This is a genomic window from Flammeovirga sp. SubArs3 (genome assembly GCF_947387565.1).
Classification (GTDB): Bacteria; Bacteroidota; Bacteroidia; order Cytophagales; family Flammeovirgaceae; genus Flammeovirga; species Flammeovirga agarivorans.
Genome location: NZ_CANDOA010000004.1, coordinates 677,804 through 696,564 on the forward strand (window position 1 = coordinate 677,804; position 18,761 = coordinate 696,564).

The 18,761-nt window shown below is 34.0% G+C and carries 17 protein-coding genes; 11 read left to right on the forward strand and 6 right to left on the reverse strand.

Annotated features, from left to right (window positions below; translation table 11 throughout):
* Nucleotides 1–16: 16 nt before the first annotated feature.
* The 3 genes from QL232_RS15100 to nirB all read right to left on the reverse strand — a co-directional run bounded on the left by QL232_RS15100 (nt 17) and on the right by nirB (nt 4,488).
* Entirely contained in the window at nt 17–1,315 is a 1,299-nt protein-coding gene (locus tag QL232_RS15100; RefSeq protein ID WP_281614707.1) for a hypothetical protein, read from the reverse strand.
* A 265-nt stretch (nt 1,316–1,580) separates the two neighbouring features.
* Nucleotides 1,581–1,949: a nitrite reductase small subunit NirD gene (nirD, locus tag QL232_RS15105; RefSeq protein WP_168881410.1), complete on the reverse strand. Its 369-nt coding sequence runs from the start codon at nt 1,947–1,949 to the stop codon at nt 1,581–1,583.
* A gap of 52 nt (nt 1,950–2,001) precedes the next feature.
* Nucleotides 2,002–4,488 carry a nitrite reductase large subunit NirB gene (gene nirB / locus QL232_RS15110; RefSeq protein ID WP_281614708.1) on the reverse strand — a complete coding sequence of 829 codons (2,487 nt, stop codon included), beginning with the start codon at nt 4,486–4,488 and terminating at the stop codon, nt 2,002–2,004.
* 278 nt (nt 4,489–4,766) lie between these two features.
* On the opposite strand from nirB, the gene cobA reads away from it, so the two are divergent.
* The 3 genes from cobA (at nt 4,767) to QL232_RS15125 (ending at nt 6,595) form a co-directional block, all read left to right on the forward strand.
* On the forward strand, nt 4,767–5,519 hold the full coding sequence (cobA, locus tag QL232_RS15115) for a uroporphyrinogen-III C-methyltransferase (RefSeq protein WP_168881408.1): 753 nt from the start codon (nt 4,767–4,769) through the stop codon (nt 5,517–5,519).
* Between the two features lie 145 nt (nt 5,520–5,664).
* Nucleotides 5,665–6,066 (forward strand): hypothetical protein, encoded by a 402-nt coding sequence (locus tag QL232_RS15120; RefSeq protein ID WP_281614709.1) that lies wholly within the window; start codon nt 5,665–5,667, stop codon nt 6,064–6,066.
* Between the two features lie 121 nt (nt 6,067–6,187).
* Nucleotides 6,188–6,595, forward strand: a complete 408-nt coding sequence (locus QL232_RS15125) for a DUF4345 domain-containing protein (RefSeq protein WP_281614710.1) — start codon at nt 6,188–6,190, stop codon at nt 6,593–6,595.
* Between the two features lie 48 nt (nt 6,596–6,643).
* On the opposite strand, the gene QL232_RS15130 is transcribed toward QL232_RS15125, so the two are convergent.
* Nucleotides 6,644–7,606: an AraC family transcriptional regulator gene (locus QL232_RS15130; RefSeq protein ID WP_281614711.1), complete on the reverse strand. Its 963-nt coding sequence runs from the start codon at nt 7,604–7,606 to the stop codon at nt 6,644–6,646.
* 153 nt (nt 7,607–7,759) lie between these two features.
* Between QL232_RS15130 and QL232_RS15135 the strand changes: the two genes are divergently transcribed.
* From QL232_RS15135 to QL232_RS15160, 6 genes are all read left to right on the forward strand, one after another.
* On the forward strand, nt 7,760–8,188 hold the full coding sequence (locus QL232_RS15135; protein WP_281614712.1) for a hypothetical protein: 429 nt from the start codon (nt 7,760–7,762) through the stop codon (nt 8,186–8,188).
* Between the two features lie 122 nt (nt 8,189–8,310).
* Nucleotides 8,311–8,898, forward strand: a complete 588-nt coding sequence (locus QL232_RS15140) for a hypothetical protein (RefSeq protein ID WP_281614713.1) — start codon at nt 8,311–8,313, stop codon at nt 8,896–8,898.
* Nucleotides 8,899–9,117: 219 nt separating this feature from the next.
* On the forward strand, nt 9,118–9,807 hold the full coding sequence (locus QL232_RS15145) for a hypothetical protein (RefSeq protein WP_281614714.1): 690 nt from the start codon (nt 9,118–9,120) through the stop codon (nt 9,805–9,807).
* 143 nt (nt 9,808–9,950) lie between these two features.
* A complete protein-coding gene (locus tag QL232_RS15150; RefSeq protein ID WP_281614715.1) occupies nt 9,951–11,360 on the forward strand; it encodes a DUF1214 domain-containing protein in 1,410 nt (469 codons plus the stop codon).
* 181 nt (nt 11,361–11,541) lie between these two features.
* Nucleotides 11,542–12,540, forward strand: a complete 999-nt coding sequence (locus QL232_RS15155; protein WP_168881400.1) for a hypothetical protein — start codon at nt 11,542–11,544, stop codon at nt 12,538–12,540.
* Nucleotides 12,541–12,751: 211 nt separating this feature from the next.
* Nucleotides 12,752–15,349, forward strand: a complete 2,598-nt coding sequence (locus QL232_RS15160) for a TonB-dependent receptor (protein WP_281614716.1) — start codon at nt 12,752–12,754, stop codon at nt 15,347–15,349.
* A gap of 64 nt (nt 15,350–15,413) precedes the next feature.
* On the opposite strand, the gene QL232_RS15165 is transcribed toward QL232_RS15160, so the two are convergent.
* Both QL232_RS15165 and moaC read right to left on the reverse strand, forming a co-directional pair.
* Complete coding sequence (locus QL232_RS15165; RefSeq protein ID WP_281614717.1) at nt 15,414–16,541, reverse strand: NTP transferase domain-containing protein; 1,128 nt, start codon at nt 16,539–16,541, stop codon at nt 15,414–15,416.
* Complete coding sequence (gene moaC, locus QL232_RS15170; RefSeq protein WP_168881399.1) at nt 16,541–17,035, reverse strand: cyclic pyranopterin monophosphate synthase MoaC; 495 nt, start codon at nt 17,033–17,035, stop codon at nt 16,541–16,543. The genes QL232_RS15165 and moaC overlap by 1 nt, the downstream gene beginning before the upstream one ends.
* A 55-nt stretch (nt 17,036–17,090) precedes the next feature.
* Here moaC and QL232_RS15175 point away from each other — a divergent pair, with 55 nt between their 5' ends.
* Both QL232_RS15175 and QL232_RS15180 read left to right on the forward strand, forming a co-directional pair.
* A complete protein-coding gene (locus QL232_RS15175; RefSeq protein ID WP_281614718.1) occupies nt 17,091–18,308 on the forward strand; it encodes a molybdopterin molybdotransferase MoeA in 1,218 nt (405 codons plus the stop codon).
* Nucleotides 18,309–18,311: 3 nt separating this feature from the next.
* Entirely contained in the window at nt 18,312–18,677 is a 366-nt protein-coding gene (locus tag QL232_RS15180; RefSeq protein WP_168881397.1) for a hypothetical protein, read from the forward strand.
* Nucleotides 18,678–18,761 lie beyond the last annotated feature (84 nt).

Consider the following 18,761-nt stretch of genomic DNA (forward strand, 5'->3'; position numbering starts at 1 on the left):
GCATTCTCCGCTTTTTTTAGTCTGTGATAAAGAAAATCTTTCCTTCATAATGGAAATGAACTTTTACTTTTTCACCTGTAGTATCGTCTTCATGACTTACTTTGTTTACTTCGTAAACAGCATCAATGATATACGTTTTATCTTTTCCTTTTGAGATGTTGAATCGATCAATGGTTAGTCCTTCATCATCATGATTTTTTAAGAATAAAGTGAACTCTCCATCAATTTCTGTAGTTGCACCAGCAAATTGAACAGCATAATCTGGAGCAGTAGTAGCATCCTCATTATCTTCCCAATCTGAACCTTTACTGTAATCTCCAGCTAGTTCTTTTGGAGTATCTGCAGAAGTTGTGATTCCTAAAGAAACCATATTTCCTATGAAATCATCTCCTTCGTACTCTTCCAATTCATCAAGAACACTAATGTCTTCCATAAATACCAAGTCAAAGAACCTACCTGAAGAATCATTTTCGAATACTTCATTTTGTCTACCTGCAGCACCTCGAATCTTGAAAACTTCTTCTCCATCGATACTGAAAGTACCATGACCTGCCATTTCTGCTGGAACAGCATAAGAGTGATCTTCACCAAATCCTTCCACATTCTCTAGAAACTCTTCATAATCTGCTCTAGTCATGTTTATGGTTTGAGTAAATGTAGAATCATTTTCTTCGAAGTTTAACTCAATTGTAAAGTTTTCTTCAGTAAGTTCAACGACATCTACTCTATAAATATCATCTTCGATTTTAACTTTTAAAGCTTCCTCACTGTCATCAATCCATTCCCAGATACCGCTTCCATCACTAGTAAGTAATGCACCATCTTTTGTGAAATATACGTAATACCCTTCTTCATCTTTCCAGATATTGGATAAGAACGCAGTTTTTTCAGAATAAGTAGTGTTGTCTAGTGTGGCGTATAAACTTATTTTTTCTTCCGGGTTATCTTCTTTAATAAGTTCAATTTCTATGTTTCCATCCACATTTAAAACTTTGATGGTGCCATATCCTTCAAGATCAATAATTGTATCTGATTGTACGGTGTAACCGCCATAAAAAAGTAAATCTTTTTGTTCTACTAAAGTTCTAGAATTTGATGCTGTTCCTTGGACTGTAGCTAAGCCATCAGATGTAAATGCCATACTAGAAATTGCTCCTCCAGAACTAATATTCCATGTTGCTTCAAAATATTCATTAGCAGTAATGTCAGTATTTGTGTCATCACTATTTGAAGGATCTAATGTGTTTTCTGTATCACAAGCGAAAAATAAACAAGGTAATGTAAGTATTAGAATTAGGTGTTGTATTTTCTTCATAGCTTTTATAATTGGGTTATTTTAATGTTGATAGTACTTACGGGCTTGTTTATAAATGTTTTCAAAATATTAGAATAGTACAATGAAATACATTATAGAATGATAGTCTTTTTAATATCAAAGGGTAATTCGGGTTATTTTATTCGAAAAAGTGATGATTTCTTTCTCGTTGTAAATACATTATATTTGAATCGAAAAACATGTAGCCTATAAATAAGAGAAAACACCTCCATTCGGAAGTGTTTTCAATCAATTTACTTTTCACCTATTTTTTCTCGTAAAGTCCTACGAATACTGTATCGTTCTCTATTTTTATGGGAAATGTTTTAATAGAGTCCTCGCATCCGTTTAGATTCTCTCCAGTCTCTAGAGAAAAAGTTTTCTTGTGATATGGGCAAGCAACTTTAGGCGTGTCCCCTTCAGTACCAAGCATACCTCTTGAAAGGATCATTTGCTTTTTGTGGGGACAAAGATTTTGAGTAGCAAACCATTTATTTAAATGTGAGAAATTGAAAATTGCAATTTGTTCACCTTCATAAAAAATGGATGAACCTCCATCTTCAGGGAAGTCAGAAGTTGGGCCTGCGTTAACCCAAACTTTAACTTCTTCTATTGTATTTGTTTCAAAAATCATAATAATATCTTTTTAATAGGCTGCTTTTACACAGCCAATTGTGATGTATCAATTACCAAGCAACAGGGAATCTTTGGTCTCTCTCTCTTTTGAACTTTTGTGTTGGATCGTCTTGATCCGAGTTGCTAAAGTGAGCGAAACGTTTACGGATTTTAGGATTGTTGATTGCTTCTTTCCATTCACAGCTGTAATTGGCAATCAATACCTCCATATCAGATTCTAGTTGTTCTCCAATTCCTAAAGAGTCTTCTACTACTACTTGCTTTAAGTAATCGATGCCTCCTTCTAATTTTTCTAACCAAGGAGCAGTTCTTTGTAAAGGTTCTGCTGTTTTGATGTAGAACATTAAGAATCTATCAATATATTTTACGACTTCTTCTTTAGTGATATCTCCAGCTAATAAGATAGCATGTTTAGGGTTGGCACCGCCATTACCACCAACATATAGGTTCCATCCTTTTTCTGTAGCAATAACACCAAAGTCTTTACCTCTTGCTTCTGCACACTCACGGATACAACCAGATACACCACCTTTTAATTTATGTGGAGATCTTAAACCTTTGTATCTGTTTTCAATTTCAATAGCAAAACCTACTGAGTCATGAAGACCAAATCGACACCATGTACTACCGACACAACTTTTTACAGTACGAAGTGATTTACCATAGGCGTGACCACTTTCAAAACCTGCTTCAATTAGTTTTTCCCAGATTAATGGTAAGTCGTTTAATGTAGCTCCGAATAAGTCAATACGTTGACCACCAGTGATTTTTGTATAAAGATCGAATTCTTTGGCTACTTCACCGATAGCAATAAGCTTATCAGGAGTGATTTCACCACCAGCGATTCTTGGGACAACTGAATATGAACCACCCTTTTGGATGTTAGCCAAGAATCGATCATTAGTATCTTGAATCGTAGCTTCTTTTAGGATTAAATCGTTCCAAATTGAAGCTAATAAAGAGGCAACGGCTGGTTTACAAGTTTCACAACCTGAACCTTGACCATATTTATTTAATAACTCTTTATATGTTTTGATTTCGTTAACCTTGATTAGATCGAATAATTCTTGACGAGTGTATGGGAAGTGCTCACAGATTTCTTTTCTAATTGTCGCACCCATTTTCTTAAGTGTATCCTCAAGAATGTTATTTACCATTGGTAAACATCCGCCACAACCAGTACCTGCTTTTGTTGCTTTCTTAATTCCATTGATGTCAGTAACACCGTCGTCTTTAATAGCACAACAAACGTCACCTTTAGAAACATTTTCACAAGAACAAACTTGTGCAGTGTCTGGTAAAGCATCTACTCCAATCGCAGCACCACCATCTCCACTTCCTTTGGCAATTAAATCTACAGGATGAGGAGGTAGTGCCATCTCATTTACACACATTTGGTGTAGCATATTGTAGTCTTCAGCGTCGCCAATTAATATACCACCCAACAATGTTTTGCCGTCTTCACTCACATTAATTCTTTTGTAGATTCCAGCTTGTGTGTCTGAAATTGAAATAGGGGAGTGAGGAGTATTATCACAGAATGGATCACCAAAACTTGCTACGTCTACACCAATTAGTTTTAATTTAGTAGACATATCAAATCCGTCGAACTGATATTCATCTGTGTTGTGTACAAGTTGTTCAGCAACTACCTCGGCCATATCATAACCAGGTGCTACTAAACCATATATCATATTATTATGAGAAGCACATTCTCCAACTGCAAAAATAGATGGGTCGTTGGTCTGCATTAACGAGTTAACAACAAAACCACCTCTCTCTGCAACTTCAAGACCTGCTTCTTTACCTAATTCGTCTCTTGGTCGAATACCAGCAGATATAATTAACATATCGACATCTAATTTTGTGTCGTCTGAGAATTCCATCCCTGTCATCGTTCCTTCTCCAGTGATCTGAGAAGTTGCTTTATTTAATAAGATTTCAATACCAAGATCTTCCATCTTTTGCTTTAAAAGGTTTCCACCTTCTTCGTCGATTTGTCTTGGCATTAATCTAGGAGCGAACTCTACAACAGAAGTTTTTAGGTTCATATCTAATGCTGCTTTTGCAGCTTCAAGACCTAATAAACCTCCACCTAATACAGCAGCAGATGAAGCTTTTTTACCATAAGCCATCATCATTTCTAGGTCTTCAATAGTTCTATACACAAATACACCTTTTTTGTCTACTCCTTTAATAGGAGGAACAAAAGCAGCACTACCCGTAGCTAATACTAAGTAGTCATACGCAAATGTATTATTGGTGTGCGTAGTAATTTCCTTCTTTTCTCTATTAATTTTTGAGACTTTTTCTGAAGTAATAAGATCGATACCATTTCCCTCGTACCAATCTCTTGAAGCCATAGATAGTTTGTCTGCATTCGCGTCTTCAAAATATGCACTAAGATGTACTCTATCGTATGCAGGACGCGGTTCTTCGCCTATGACAGTGATAGAAGCGGTAGTATTTTTTTCTACAAGCTTTTCGCACAGCTTATAGCTGACCATACCGTTCCCTACGATTACTATTTTTGTCATAATTGATGTCGTTTAAGTGAAATTTTAAGTAAAACTACGTAATAATACTGAAAAGTCAAATTTCAAATGAAAAAAATGCGTAATTAATCTTGTTTTGAATCATTATAAATAAGTATGTATCCATATATTTCTATATATATTATAAGTAGTATGATATTTGTGTAGGTATATATAAACATCTGATTTCACTTCAAATATCTATGTTGACAATGATTTATTTTGAAAATTAAGTAATAGTACGTAGATTTGAATTATGAATTAACTAAAAGAATTTACTTATGACACCTACTTTTTACTTAATCGGAGCTGGACCAGGAGATGCAGAGTTATTGACACTTAAGGCATTAAGATTACTCAAAGAGAGTAAAGTAGTACTTTATGATGCTTTAGTATCAGAAGATGTATTAGCTTTTATTCCTTCACATGTTGAAAAAATATTTGTAGGTAAAAGAGCTGGAGCACATTACTTAAAACAAGAAGAAACAAACGAGCTTATTGTTGAGATGGCATATAAGTATGGTTCTGTTACAAGATTAAAAGGTGGAGATTCATTTGTTTTCGGTAGAGGACAGGAAGAAATTGAATTCGCAAAGAGTAAAGGAATAAACAGTGTGGTTGTTCCAGGTATTTCGTCTTCATTAGCAGGGCCTACTCTTGCAGGTATTCCAGTTACTAAAAGAGGAATTAATGAAAGCTTCTGGGTAGTTACTGCAACTACTTGTTCTGGTGGTTTATCAAAAGATTTAACTCATGCTGCTGCATCTACTGCAACAATCGTTGTATTAATGGGTGTTGGTAAATTAGAGTTGATCTCCCAATTGTTTACTATGTATAGAAACGAAAACGAACCTATTGCATTAGTACAAGATATTTCACTTCCTACTCAAAAAGTAGTTATCGGAGACCTAAGTAATATTGTTAATAAAGCCAATGAGGCAGGTATCAGACCTCCAGCAATTATTGTAATTGGTGAAGTAGTTAAACTTGGTACTGAAACAGAAATAGTTGAGCATTGTATCAACCACCAATAATAAAGACTATCTAATACGAATAATTTATATATCTAAAGAGCTGCAATTTTGTAGCTCTTTTTTTGATCTACATCAATTTTAAATAGTTAGATAGCTAACATCTTTGTGGTGCTTATTATTACAAATAGAATAAATAACTACGAAGATGAAGAAATTAACTTTACTATTAAATGTAATCATTGCTATCTTAATTTGGGGATGTTCCTCAACAGATGAAGAAGTATCTCCGGAAGGAGGTTACCCAACATTGATATACAAGTTCAATTTTGATTTACATGATGCCGATCAAGCTTTAAGAAGTAATCTTAGAGAGCTGTCTGGCGAATATGAATTAGATGGGGAAGGAAGACAAACAGGAAGGATAATGGGAACATGTACTTATACTTTAGAAGTATGTACATTCTATTATACAGCACCTGAAGTGGAAGGTACAGCAGGAACTTTTGTGATTAATTCATGTGAGGGAACTGAGATTAAAACAGAGTTGATAGAGTTATACCAAAATGGGAATGAGATAGAAAACCTGTTACATCATTGTGGAGAATGATTGATTTCCGATGACGAAGCCGCTCAGTATATTATTTACTGGTCGGCTTAAATTATCTCACATCAATTTGTTTGATATTAATCGTTTTTAATTTTGTGATATCAACTTAAAAATTACAATAATGAAACTACAAAAGATTTACCTTACCTTCTTTGCTTTTACTTTAAGTATAATAGCCTTGTTGTATGGAATTATGCCACAATGGTTTGCTAATACTTTTTTAGGACTTAATCATGTTATTCCTACTGATGCCTCACATATATTACGGGCAGTTTCTGGATTATATCTAGGGTTGGTGGGATTCTTTATTTACGGAATATTTGAAGAACGATATACGGATGCCGCTATTATAGTCACAGCAATTTTTTGTTTTGGACTGGCAATTGGACGTACAATTAGTATGATTACTGATGGTCTTCCATCTCCAATATTAATTCTATATGTTTTGATGGAGTATAGTATTGTTCCTCTAGCATATATGCTTTTGCGATACACAAAAAGACAAAAATTAGCTTTGCAGAATACGTAATTCTACCTTAATGACCACTTTTCATATACAGTGAAAAGTGGTTTTTATTTATAAGTATTGCTGCATATAAGCCCTAGGGGACAACCCAAATTCCTTCTTAAAAGTCCTAGAAAAATGAGGTAAATCAGAAAACCCTAAGTGATACGCAATTTCTTTAGCACCCATTTCTTGTGAAACTAATAAATCTCTTCCTTTTTGAATTCTTTGTTTGAGATGATAGGCCGGTATACTATGCCCAAATATGATTTGAAAATTTTCTTCTAATTCATGTGAGGTCAATTTAAACTCTTTTGATAATTCATAAATATCAGGTTTTTCATCAAGCATTGTCCTTATTTTATTTTGAACCTGAATTATTTTATTAAGTAGATTTTTATTGGAACCGATAATTTTTTGATTAGAATGATCTAGATAATCACTTTTCCTTATGATATATTCAAGTGCCATTCCTAACAAAGAAAATGATAGGTTTTCTTGAACTTTATATTTTACTTCAGATATGTATGAAAAAGTCTGTCTCAATGCATTTCTTAAGAGTATTATATCATGATGTTCATCAAAGAAGTGGAATGATAATTTAGATAATGCCTGGTATGCGTTTTCCCCAAATTGTTTTTTGATAGCTTCTGAGGAGAGTAAAAATGAGATATGATGAGCGTTTCTTCCTTGCAAAAAATCTACATTAATATTATAATCTGCTTTCATGACTACAAATCCATGTGCATTCGCAATGTTATGCTCATTATCATCTGAAGTTGTAAAGCTTAAACCTTTTAAAAAGAATATGACTATATAATCGATGTTGTATTCTTCAGAAAACTCTAATAATGCATTCTTACCCCTATGGTAGTTTAGAACATTAAATATTAAGCTGTAAATACCTTCCTGATGTTGGTAATGGTAAATCTCTCCTTCTTGTAAATCCAGATAATTTTCCTTTTCTGATTTCGCTGAAAAAAGTTCTGAAAGTACCTTAATATGTTCCTGAAAGGAGGTGATGGTATGTGTCATAATTGAGAAGAAGTAGTAAATATTATAACGGGTTTCAACTTTTAGCATTGATTATTCAACTAAATGGATTGGCATATCTATGATATTTGTAATATCAAGAAATTGATAATCATGGTATTAAAATAAGTAATCCAAACCTTAAATAATAAAATTATGAGTGCTAAATTTTGGGAATTCTTCTTACGTTTCTCTGGTGTTGCAACATTATTAGGCCCTTTACCATCTATGATATCGCCAGTTAGTGGAACGCTTTTAACTTTGAAATTGGATATATCATCAGTAAATGGTTTAGCTCCAGTAATTGGCCATTGGGGAATAATGATTGTTGGAATTGGTGTATTAATCTTTCTATCAGCATCACAAAAAGAGATTAGAAAGACGACTCTTTTGTATGCAATTGCAGAGAAAGTTTATATGGTCTCTGGAGGAGTCTATACTTTGATTACTTTACCTGAAGTAGGGATGAATTTTATACCTGTAATTATTTCAGATACTATTCAAATTATTGGTTTTACCCTTTACTTTGCATTTGAAAAAAGACGACAACAAAAACATAAAAGTAGATTAGTCGTAGCTCAATAAGTGATACCATAATGTGGATTTACAAATTATAGTTTCTTTAAAAACCCTTCAAAACATTACATTGTTGTAACAATCAAATAATAAGAAATAAGTATATTGCTTTAAATAAAAAACTATCTGTTATGAAAACTTTAAGCACTACTTTATTATCAATACTCTTATTATTTATCTCATTTTCCTGTAAAGATGCTGTAGTAGACCCTTCATCAATTAATAATATATACTTTGAAACAGATGAGGAAATTATGGTCGGTTTACCGGGTTATGATACAACATTAATGTCTGTTCAGCTATTATTTCAGGCGAACGAACAACGTTTGAAATCGGTAATTACTGGAGACGTTGCATTGCCACCTGATGCTCAGGTTTTTGGAGAATCTGCCAATATGATTATTGAATTGGAAGTGCAAATGTCTGTTGTTACTCAGAATACAGATTTTGACTATTCGTTTATTGTTGAAGATACCGATAATATAACGAGGAGAGTTACCTTAGAAGACTCTGATTTGGGAGTAGAGTGTCAAGAGATCGATAATCAGTCGAGAGCTTTTGGAAGAAGGGTAGAAGGTATTGAGTCTATTCAATGGGATTCTGATTTAGAAAAGTATTATATCACTTTAGATTTACTCTCTGACCTATTTCCAGGGGCAACAACGGCAGTAGATCGGATATATCAAAAGGAGGGAGTTTTAACGAATCCTTGTCAATAATAGAAAAACACTTTGTGAGATAAATCATGAAGTGTTTTTTTCATTTATAAAGAATCTATTGTGATTGAAAATGAAATATCGTTAATAGAATTGACTGTAAATGGAAATAGAATTACCATTGTGAAGCTAAAAATTATTACCAATTTACTTTAACCAATTTAATGAGATTGTACTAACCTTTTGATTATTAGAACCTAATTTTAACTCAAAACCTAAATTATGAAAAACTGTTGGAAGTATGCACTGATGCTTGGTGCTACCTTAGCATTCTATTCATGTGACGAAGATGAAAACGGAGATATGGTTAATCCAGAAGAAACCACATCAATTTATTTTGCTACAGATGGAGATGTATCAAAGACATTTACTTTAAAAGGAGCGAATTCATCCACTGAAATTACTATTGGTCCTATTAACGTTCAAGTTCTTTTTGATGTAGAAAACAAGAAGATGAGAATGGTATCTAAATATGAAGACGAATATGAAACGTCTCCAGGTGTGGGTGTAGACACAATGTATGTAGATGATATCACTGTAGGGTTAACGACAGTTGATCAGAGTGATGATTATGATTGGTCATTTACTTCTAATGAGGACGAAGCTTTAACTTGGTCCTATATGTTCGCCTCAGATTGTAATGTGATAGAACAATCTGAAGAAGGAGAAACCTCAGGAGAAACAGTAGATGTAGATGACTTTATCCATTGGAATCCAGATTCTAGTAATTATTACATATCTCTAAGAGAATTATCGGAAATGTTGGGGGATGATGATGATGTTGAACACCCCATTGATCATACGAGAAGTGCTTTAAGAGCTTTTGATGATGATCCGGATAATCTACCAGAAGAATTTGATATAATCATCTGGGCCAAGGATGGAGCAGTCAAAGATTGTTCTGGCCTGTAAGATATAAGTTGCTAAAGAAGTCAGTATTCGTACTGGCTTTTTTTATTACGAATAGAATTTACTAAAACACGAACAAAACTTATTAATAACAGATAAGTAGAAATTCGTTTTATTGATTAATGAAAATTACAAAACATTAAAAGATGAAAAAGAATATACTACTGTTATTTACTTCTTGGTTCATGATCATTGCCAATTGTATTCATGCTCAAGAAAAAGATATAGAATACCAAATTATGGTGCAAAGGGCCTCACAAGCAGCCATATGGGCAATGCCTGCTGTAGGTTTAGTAGATTTCAAAAAAGCGACTAGGAGAGATTTAGGCGGAGACCTGAATGATGTGGTTTACTTGACCAAACCATTTGATTCAAAACATGGATTCCTAACAGCCAATGACGTAACTGCATATGGATGGGGAAATATCGCCTTGGAAAATGGACCAATGGTAGTTGAAGTGCCTGCAGCTTCTGATAAAGTCAGTTATTTTGGTTCGTTTCTGAATGCTTGGCAAGTACCTATTGAGGATATAGGTCCAGCTGGAGCAGATAAAGGAGAAGGAGGTAAATACCTATTAGTGGCTAATGATTACAAGGGCACATTGCCTCAAGATGGGTATATCATTAGGTATGTTGATACTTATAGAGTGGGTTTTTCTTTTAGACCAAGACTTTATAATGGTGCAACAGATAAAGATGCGGCAGAATATGCTCATCAGGTTAAAATTTATTCATTATCTGAAGAATCAAACCCAAAAGAAACAAACTACTTGGATGCCACTAATGTAAGTTATAACTGTTTGCCAGTTTATGATTTCACATTCTTCCAAGATATTAATGATGTAATTCAAAATAATCCCGTTCGACCTCAGGATAAAGCCATGATGGGAATTCTGAAAAGTATAGGGATTGAAAAAGGAAAGGAATTTAACCCTTCAGACAAACAAAAGAAAGCAATGGAGGAAGGTCTAGCTTTGGCTTATGATTATATGCAAAGTCTTTTTACAACACCCGGAAAAGTGATTGTAGAGCAATGGCCGGGAGAGTCGAATTGGTATAGATGGAATTTCACATCAGGTCAACCTCAATTAGGTTTTCCTTATGAGACCGAAAATGAAGTGTTAATTGATGGAAGAGCAGGTGCTTATTTTTATATCACCTATCTACCTAAATATTTGGGCGGAGGAACATATTATCTGACGGGTTTAAGAGATAAAGCAGGTATGTTCCTTAATGGTGAGGACACCTATAAACTAAGAGTACCTAAAGATACTCCTGTAAAAGATTTTTGGTCAGTTATTGTATACAGTATGAAGACAAAAGGCTTTATACAAGGAGCTGAAAAAGTAGGGTTGTCCTCTCGACAGATTGATGAATTGAAAAAGAATAAAGATGGATCTGTTGATATTTATTTTGGACCAAAACCACCAAAAGGTTTAGAGTCCAATTGGATTCCAACAGGAGAAGACTTCTTTTTATTATTTAGATTATATGGGCCATCGTCAAAAGATTTTTATAAATCATGGTCTTTAGATGACATTGAAAAAGTGAAGTAATTCATTGAAAAAAATACTCAGGGAGAAATCTTTGAGTATTTTTTTGTACAAATCTAATTCAGATGATTAACTTTATTATGATATAGTATTACAGATTATTGTGATACTTAGCGTCCATTCTTCAACTATTGATTACCTACAGATATTTTTGTGGGTATACTTTCTAACTCTATCAAACTATATGAGACTTCTCTTCACTACTCTTTTTATTACGATACAATCTTGTCTTCTTTTTGCTCAGGGAATTGATTCTACAGCTGTAGAAAAGAAGAAATACCCTTATATTTTCCCTATTTGGGGTCAACAAGTACAAGACCGAGGAATAGATTTTCCATTTTCTGCTGGAGTGAGCTTAAACTATGTTTTTAATGAGATGTATCTTGATATTACTCAATTCAGTATGAGCATAGGAGGCATTCCGATGGATGATATCCTAAATGAAGAAACCCTTGGTTTTAAGAAAACAAGAGCTTTTACAAATGGTGGGAATATTAGAGCTGATTTATTCGCATTACCTTTCTTAAATGTGTATGGTTTATTCTCATATTCTCAAGGAGGAACTGAGGTGAGTTTACAACCTCAATTCGAGAATGTTACTTTCCCGGAATTTGGCTCAAAGGTGGTGTTTAATGCTCAAACCTTTGGTGGAGGTATGACGCTACATTATGCTATAAAAAAGTACTTTGTAAGTGTTGATGCTAATTATTCATCTTCACAATCAGCATTATTGGCACAAAGGGTCGGTTTGATTACTTCTTCAATGAGAATGGGTAGACGATTTCAGTTTAAGAACAAGACGAAATTGGCTTTTTATATAGGGGTGATGTATAGAAACTTCACAAATAATAAAGGTAATAGCGGTAGTCTAACTATTGGTGAAGCTTTACCAGGGTTAGAAGATGGTTTAAACAATTGGTATGAAGGCTTAACTGATGCTCAAAAAAGAGTAATTGATCGGGTGCAAGATAGAATTGATGAAAGGTTGGAGGATACTCCTTACGAAAGCATTAGTGATTTAGATATCCAATATCAAATCAAGAAAGATTTAATAAAGAAATGGACTTTCCAATTCGGTGGGAATTATGAAATAAATAAACATTGGATGATACGTGGTGAATATGGCGTATCTGATTATAGTAAATTCTTATTGACTGGTGTAAATTATAGATTTGGTGTTTAATCATCTTCTAATTTTAGCATCACAAAAGCCTCTTCAAAAAGTTTCGTTTGAAGAGGTTTTTTCTTTATTTTTATGTTAATGAATTTTAATCTTTTAGAAAGTACTATTTCCAAGAAATTTTATTTTCAAATAGTCCATCTCATAAAATACAAAAGTTGTTAATTGCGACATATTTTAAAATGTGTTGACTACGTACAACTAATCTCTTGAAATGAAGAACAAAGAACAATTAAAAAGAATCCTAGCAGTGTGGCTAATGTGTATGCTGGGACTGACCTCATTTATCAACGCTCAATCAAAAATCACTGGACAAGTAATTGAAAAAAATCAAAATGCACCCATTGAGTACGCAACAGTAGCTTTATATAATCAAGCCGATAACTCACTGGTTACAGGGGTGGTATCGGCAGGTGAAGGAAAGTTTACTATCAGCAAAGTAAAAGAAGGTACATATAAAATCACTATTGGTTTTATGGGGTTTGAAACTTTTACAAAAGAGAATATCTCTGTTGTAAAAGGTAGTAATGTCAATTTAGGTCAGGTGGCATTAAATGAAGATAGCCAAATGCTCGACGAAATTGAGGTAAAAGGAGAGCAGTTAACTGCTGTGACAAAAGTAGATCGTCAGGTTTATGATGCTACAAAATTTGAAAATGCAGCAGGTGGAACAGCAACAGATGTACTTAAAAATATGCCTTCTGTAAGTATCAACGCTGAAGGTGATCTTGCAGTAAGAGGATCATCAGGATTTGTAGTATTATTAAACGGAAAACCTATCCAGTCTGATGCAGCTACAATTCTGAACCAACTTCCTGCAAACTCTATTAAAAATGTGGAGGTGATTACTGCTCCTTCTGCAAAATATGATTCAGAAGGTAAGGCGGGTATTATTAATATCATTACAACTAAGGGTGCTTCTGACGGAATGTATGCACAAGTGAACGTTCGTTATGGATTACCAAGTATCGAAAATTATGATAATGCCAATAATCCGTTGAGATACGGTGGAGACTTTACAATTGCTCAGCAAAAAGAAAAATTCAATTGGGCATTAGGAGCTTCTTACCAAAGAAATGATAAATCAGGTAGAAGAGAAGGTGATGTTTGGACACAAATTGATGATGATCCTAAGTTTATTTTTCCATCAGATGGTGAGCGTTCGTATGTTGAAGAAAACTATTCTGCGAACCTTTCATTAGGCTTGGACCCAAATGAAAATAATAGTTTCAATTTTGCTGCAATGGGTGGTATTAGAGATAAAACTCGTTTAGCAGATATCTATTATTATGATAATCATTTCGAAGGTGATCCAGAGTCTTTTCAATACTATAACCACAACTCTAGAAATAGACAATCAGACTTCTTTGTAACAAGTTTGGATTATGCTCATACTTTCCAAAACTCGTCAAAATTATCAGCGTCTGTTCTATACGAATATACTTTGTTAGGTGGACCAACTTTTAACGATAACCAAAAGTATGATTTTTCAACACCTGCAGATCAACAGTATTATTATCTAAAAGAAAGAAATACTAACGAGAACCCATTACACGGTTTCAGAGCAAATATTGATTATAGCTTTAAGCCATCAAAGTTAGGACAATTTGAAGTAGGGTATCAGTTTAGAACATTAGATCATAAAGGTGATTTCTTATACGAAAGAGAGGTAATTGATCCTGAAACTGGTAAAGCAACAGGTGAATGGGAAGTAGTTGATAATTACTCTTCAAACTTAAACTTATCGAGAAATATTCACTCAGCGTACGGTCAATTGGCTGGTCAGAAAGGTGATTGGACTTATGGTGTAGGTGTAAGAGCAGAATATATGGATCGTCAAGTAGATTACTTAGGCTATCAAAATGGTCAGTTAGAACCTGAGTCAAATAGAGAGGTGAAGAACTATGACTACTTTAAGTTATTCCCATCAGCAAATTTACAATATCAAGTAAATGATGGTTTAGCGTTAAAAACAGCCTACAGTAAGCGTGTTGAAAGAACAACAACTTTCAAGATGAACCCTTTCAAAGAAAAAGAACACTCAGAAACTTTAGAACAAGGTGATGCAGATCTAGAGCCTGAATTTATTGATTTGGTTGAATTAGGAGCTGTACAAGAAATCGGTGATCATACGATCTTCTTAACAGGATATTTCAGAAATACTCAAAACCTAATCAACAGAACAAATACTTTCGATAGTGATTCGGTATTAAACCGTATTTATACTAATGTAGGTACTAGCAAAGTTTTGGGTGTAGAAGTAGGAACATCATTGAAATTGACTGATTGGTGGGATTTTTATGCAGGTGGTAACTTCTATCATCAACATATTTCTGGAGAATTTAATTATGATGATACTGATAATGATTGGGTAATCAATATCCCTGTAGACACAAAAGCATGGCAATATAGCTTTAACTTAAACACTACATTTAAGATTACTCCAACGTTGTCAACGAACTTCTCATTCAACTACTTATCAGAAAGAGTTACTGCTCAAGGTGAAGATTCAAGATTCTATACACCAAACCTTTCTGTGAAGAAAACATTTATGGATAACCGTTTAACTGTAAATGTACAATGGTTGAATATGGATATGGGATTGTTAAACACAAACGAACAACGTATCACAACAAGTGGAGATTATACAGCAGTATTGGCTGATGGTTCGACACAAAGACAACAGTTCTACACTACTACAAACTATGTTTATGAAGTTGATCAAATCATGATCAATGTGACATATAACTTCAATAGTTTGAAGAACAAGTCTAAGAAGGTGAAATCAGAATTTGGATCTAAAGAATTCTAGAACCAATGTGTTTTTAATTTGAAATGAAAAAGCCTTGAGTATTTGATGTACTCAAGGCTTTTTTTTATTTCAACTTGGCTTTTATCTCATTAAAGTCTTCTTTGGTATTTGCATTCACCATTTCTTCTTCTTTATCAGCAATTAAAAGCTCAATATCAGAATTGATTAATGCTTTTCGAGGACAAGAATATCCCCAGCTTAAATATTCAAGAAGGGTTCCATAGGCTTTTGGTTCCCAAATACATATTAGAGGTTCAGGAAAATCCATTGTTGGGCTTTTGAAAGATGTAGCTACCTTATTGCTATTTCTATTACTAACTAATTGATCTAGGGAATGCTCTGAAAGTAATGGAAGGTCACAGGCGATAACTAACCATGCTGCATTAGGGTCATTTTGAAAAGCAGATAATATACCTCCCATAGGACCTAGACCGATGAATTTATCAGCAATTTGTGATGCTTCTTGGTATGTATCACTTTCTGAAGCAACAGAAACATGTACTTCACTACAATATTTTTCCAGCAGTTCTTTTGCGTATTTCCATTGTGGTTGACCATGGTAATTGAGTACCGATTTATCTTCACCCATTCTAGTACTCTTACCTCCTGTTAGTACCAAACCTTTTAATGGTGGTGTGGTAAACGTTTTGTCTAGAAATGTTGCGATACTATCCAGTACATCTTCATCGTCTAAACTATAATGAGGAAGGTTCTTCAACTCAGGTTTTTCTGAAAGAAGTTCTTCGGGAATCTCATTAACTCCTTTTGAAAAGATAACACATATAGGATTGGTAATTTTAGCCAGCTTTTTTATTAATGGTTTTCTGTCATCAATAAATAATAGCTGTTTAGCTGCCTTATAGTGATTGCCATTTACAAAAACTAAGTCATTGTAATGAAAGAATTTCCTTTTCTCAAAATCATTGTACGCATGTAATGCATCAATTCTGTGGAAGTTGACCTTATCAGTGACTTGTGTTGTAGCATCGCCAAGAATAGATTTGTTCAATTCTTCCTCATCACTTTTATGGTCCATATCTAAGAAGGCAGGGTTTCTTCTAGATAATCTATGCGTAAGTTCTCCTACAAAACTCTTGATATCACCGCAGGTTGTACCCATTATTGCTACTTCATTTGGAGCAAAGTTACCCATCGTTCTACGGTTCATTTTAGCATGTTTTTGGTGCTTCATTATCTATCGAAATCTGTTTTTCCTCCTGATTTGTGATATAACTTGGTTTCTTTAATTACAATATCCTGTGATAATGCTTTACACATATCATAGATTGTTAAAGCAGCCACTGAAGCACCTGTTAATGCTTCCATCTCTACACCCGTTTTTGAAGTTACTTTTGCAGTACTTTTAATTGTTAATTGAGTTTCTGAAGTCCATTCGATCTCAATTTTACACTTATCAAGTGGAAGAGGATGACAAAGTGGGATTAATTCTGATGTTTTTTTTGTTCCCATGACCCCTGCAATAATCGCCGTTTGAAAAATAGAACCTTTTTTCGTAAGATTATCCTGTTTTTGGATAGTCTGTGCTACTTCCAAAGGAAATTCAACGATGGATTGTGCGATTGCTACTCGGGTAGTTATATTTTTATCACCAACATCTACCATAGAAGGGTTGCCTTCTTGGTCTAAATGTGTTAGCGTAGATTTTTGTTCGTCTTGATTTTTCATAAAAAAGTATACTTAAAAAGTAATCAGGCTTCAATTTCTCAATAAACAAACTACAATGCAAAATCAATTGATAGAACCTTCACTTGTTGATGAGATTATTTCTAAAGTAAGCTTAGCGATAGGTACAGAAAAAGTAAACTTACAAGAGGCTTTAGGAAAGACATTAGCAGAAGATATACATGCGGATAGGGATTTTCCTCCATTTAATAGGGTAGCTATGGATGGTATTGGAATCCACGATTCAATGTTGAATCCAAATGGGAATACATTTTTAGTAGAAGGTGTACAAGCTGCAGGAGCACCTCAACTTACATTAAAAGAAAATACGAACTGTATTGAAGTAATGACGGGTTCTATGCTTCCTGAGGGTGCAAATGTAGTCATCCCTTACGAATGGACTGAAAAGCAAGGTGATAAAATTACAGTGTCAGACTTTAAGCATGCTGAGTTCATGACGAATATTCATCAGCAAGGAGTTGATCATAAAAAAGGAGATGTGATTTTATCCAAAGGACAACAAATTACTTCAGCAGAAATTGGTGTTTTAGCTACTGTTGGGTATGATCAAGTAGAAGTTATAGCAACTCCTAAAATCGCAGTGATTGCAACTGGAGATGAATTGGTAGCAGTAAATGAAGTGCCTAAGGATTATCAAATCAGAATGTCAAATTGCTATTCATTACAGGCTACTTTAAAAGACAATGGGTATCAATCGGATATATATCATTTAGTTGATGAATATGATTTGTTGAAAACAAAAATAGAGAACTTATCTAATGAGTATGATGTACTCGTTTTTAGTGGAGGAGTCTCTAAAGGTAAGTTTGATTACTTGCCTAAAGTCTTTGATGAATTGGGTATTGTAAAACAGTTTCATGGTGTGAAACAAAGACCTGGAAAACCATTCTGGTTTGGTATCACAAAAGATGAAAAAGCGGTATTTGCTTTACCTGGAAACCCTGTTTCAACATTTTTATGTTCAAATCGTTATTTGTTGCCATGGTTGACTCATCAATTGAAAAATAATCAAGATAATCTCCCAACAAAGGCGTATCTTGATGTTGATTATTCATTCAAAAAGCCATTGACCTATTTTCTTCAAGTAAAGACCTATTTTGATGAAACTGGAAGACTAATGGCTCAGCCTGTAACAGGTGGTGGTTCTGGTGATTTATCGAACCTTACTTCAGCAAATGCATTTTTAGAATTGCCAGCTGATCAGGATAACTTTGAGAAAGGACAACAATTACCGATTTGGTTTTATAAAAAATAGATCATGAAATTAAGATTATTAGACAACAGTATCAGACTTCGTTTAAATAAAGAAGATATTGACGAATTATATAGAGAAGGTGAGGTATGGACAACTTCTCAGTTGGGAAAAACTTCTTTTATCTATGGAGTGAAATCTATCGAAAGAGGAGAGATGCATGCTGAGATGGATGGGAATAGATTGCAATTCTTATTAAATGTCGATCAAGTAAAAGAATGGGTGGATACTAATACTGTTGGTTTCTCATCAGTTCAGAAGAATGATGATAATTCTGAATTAAAACTCTTAATCGAAAAAGATTTTAAATGTCTTACTACCCGAGATGAGGACGAAAGTAAAAACTTTGAAAATCCGAATTCGACTTGTTAAGATAGAACGGGAATAAATGAAAAGGCGTAAGTAACTACATAAAGTAATACTTACGCCTTTATTATTTAATTATTATTTCAACTT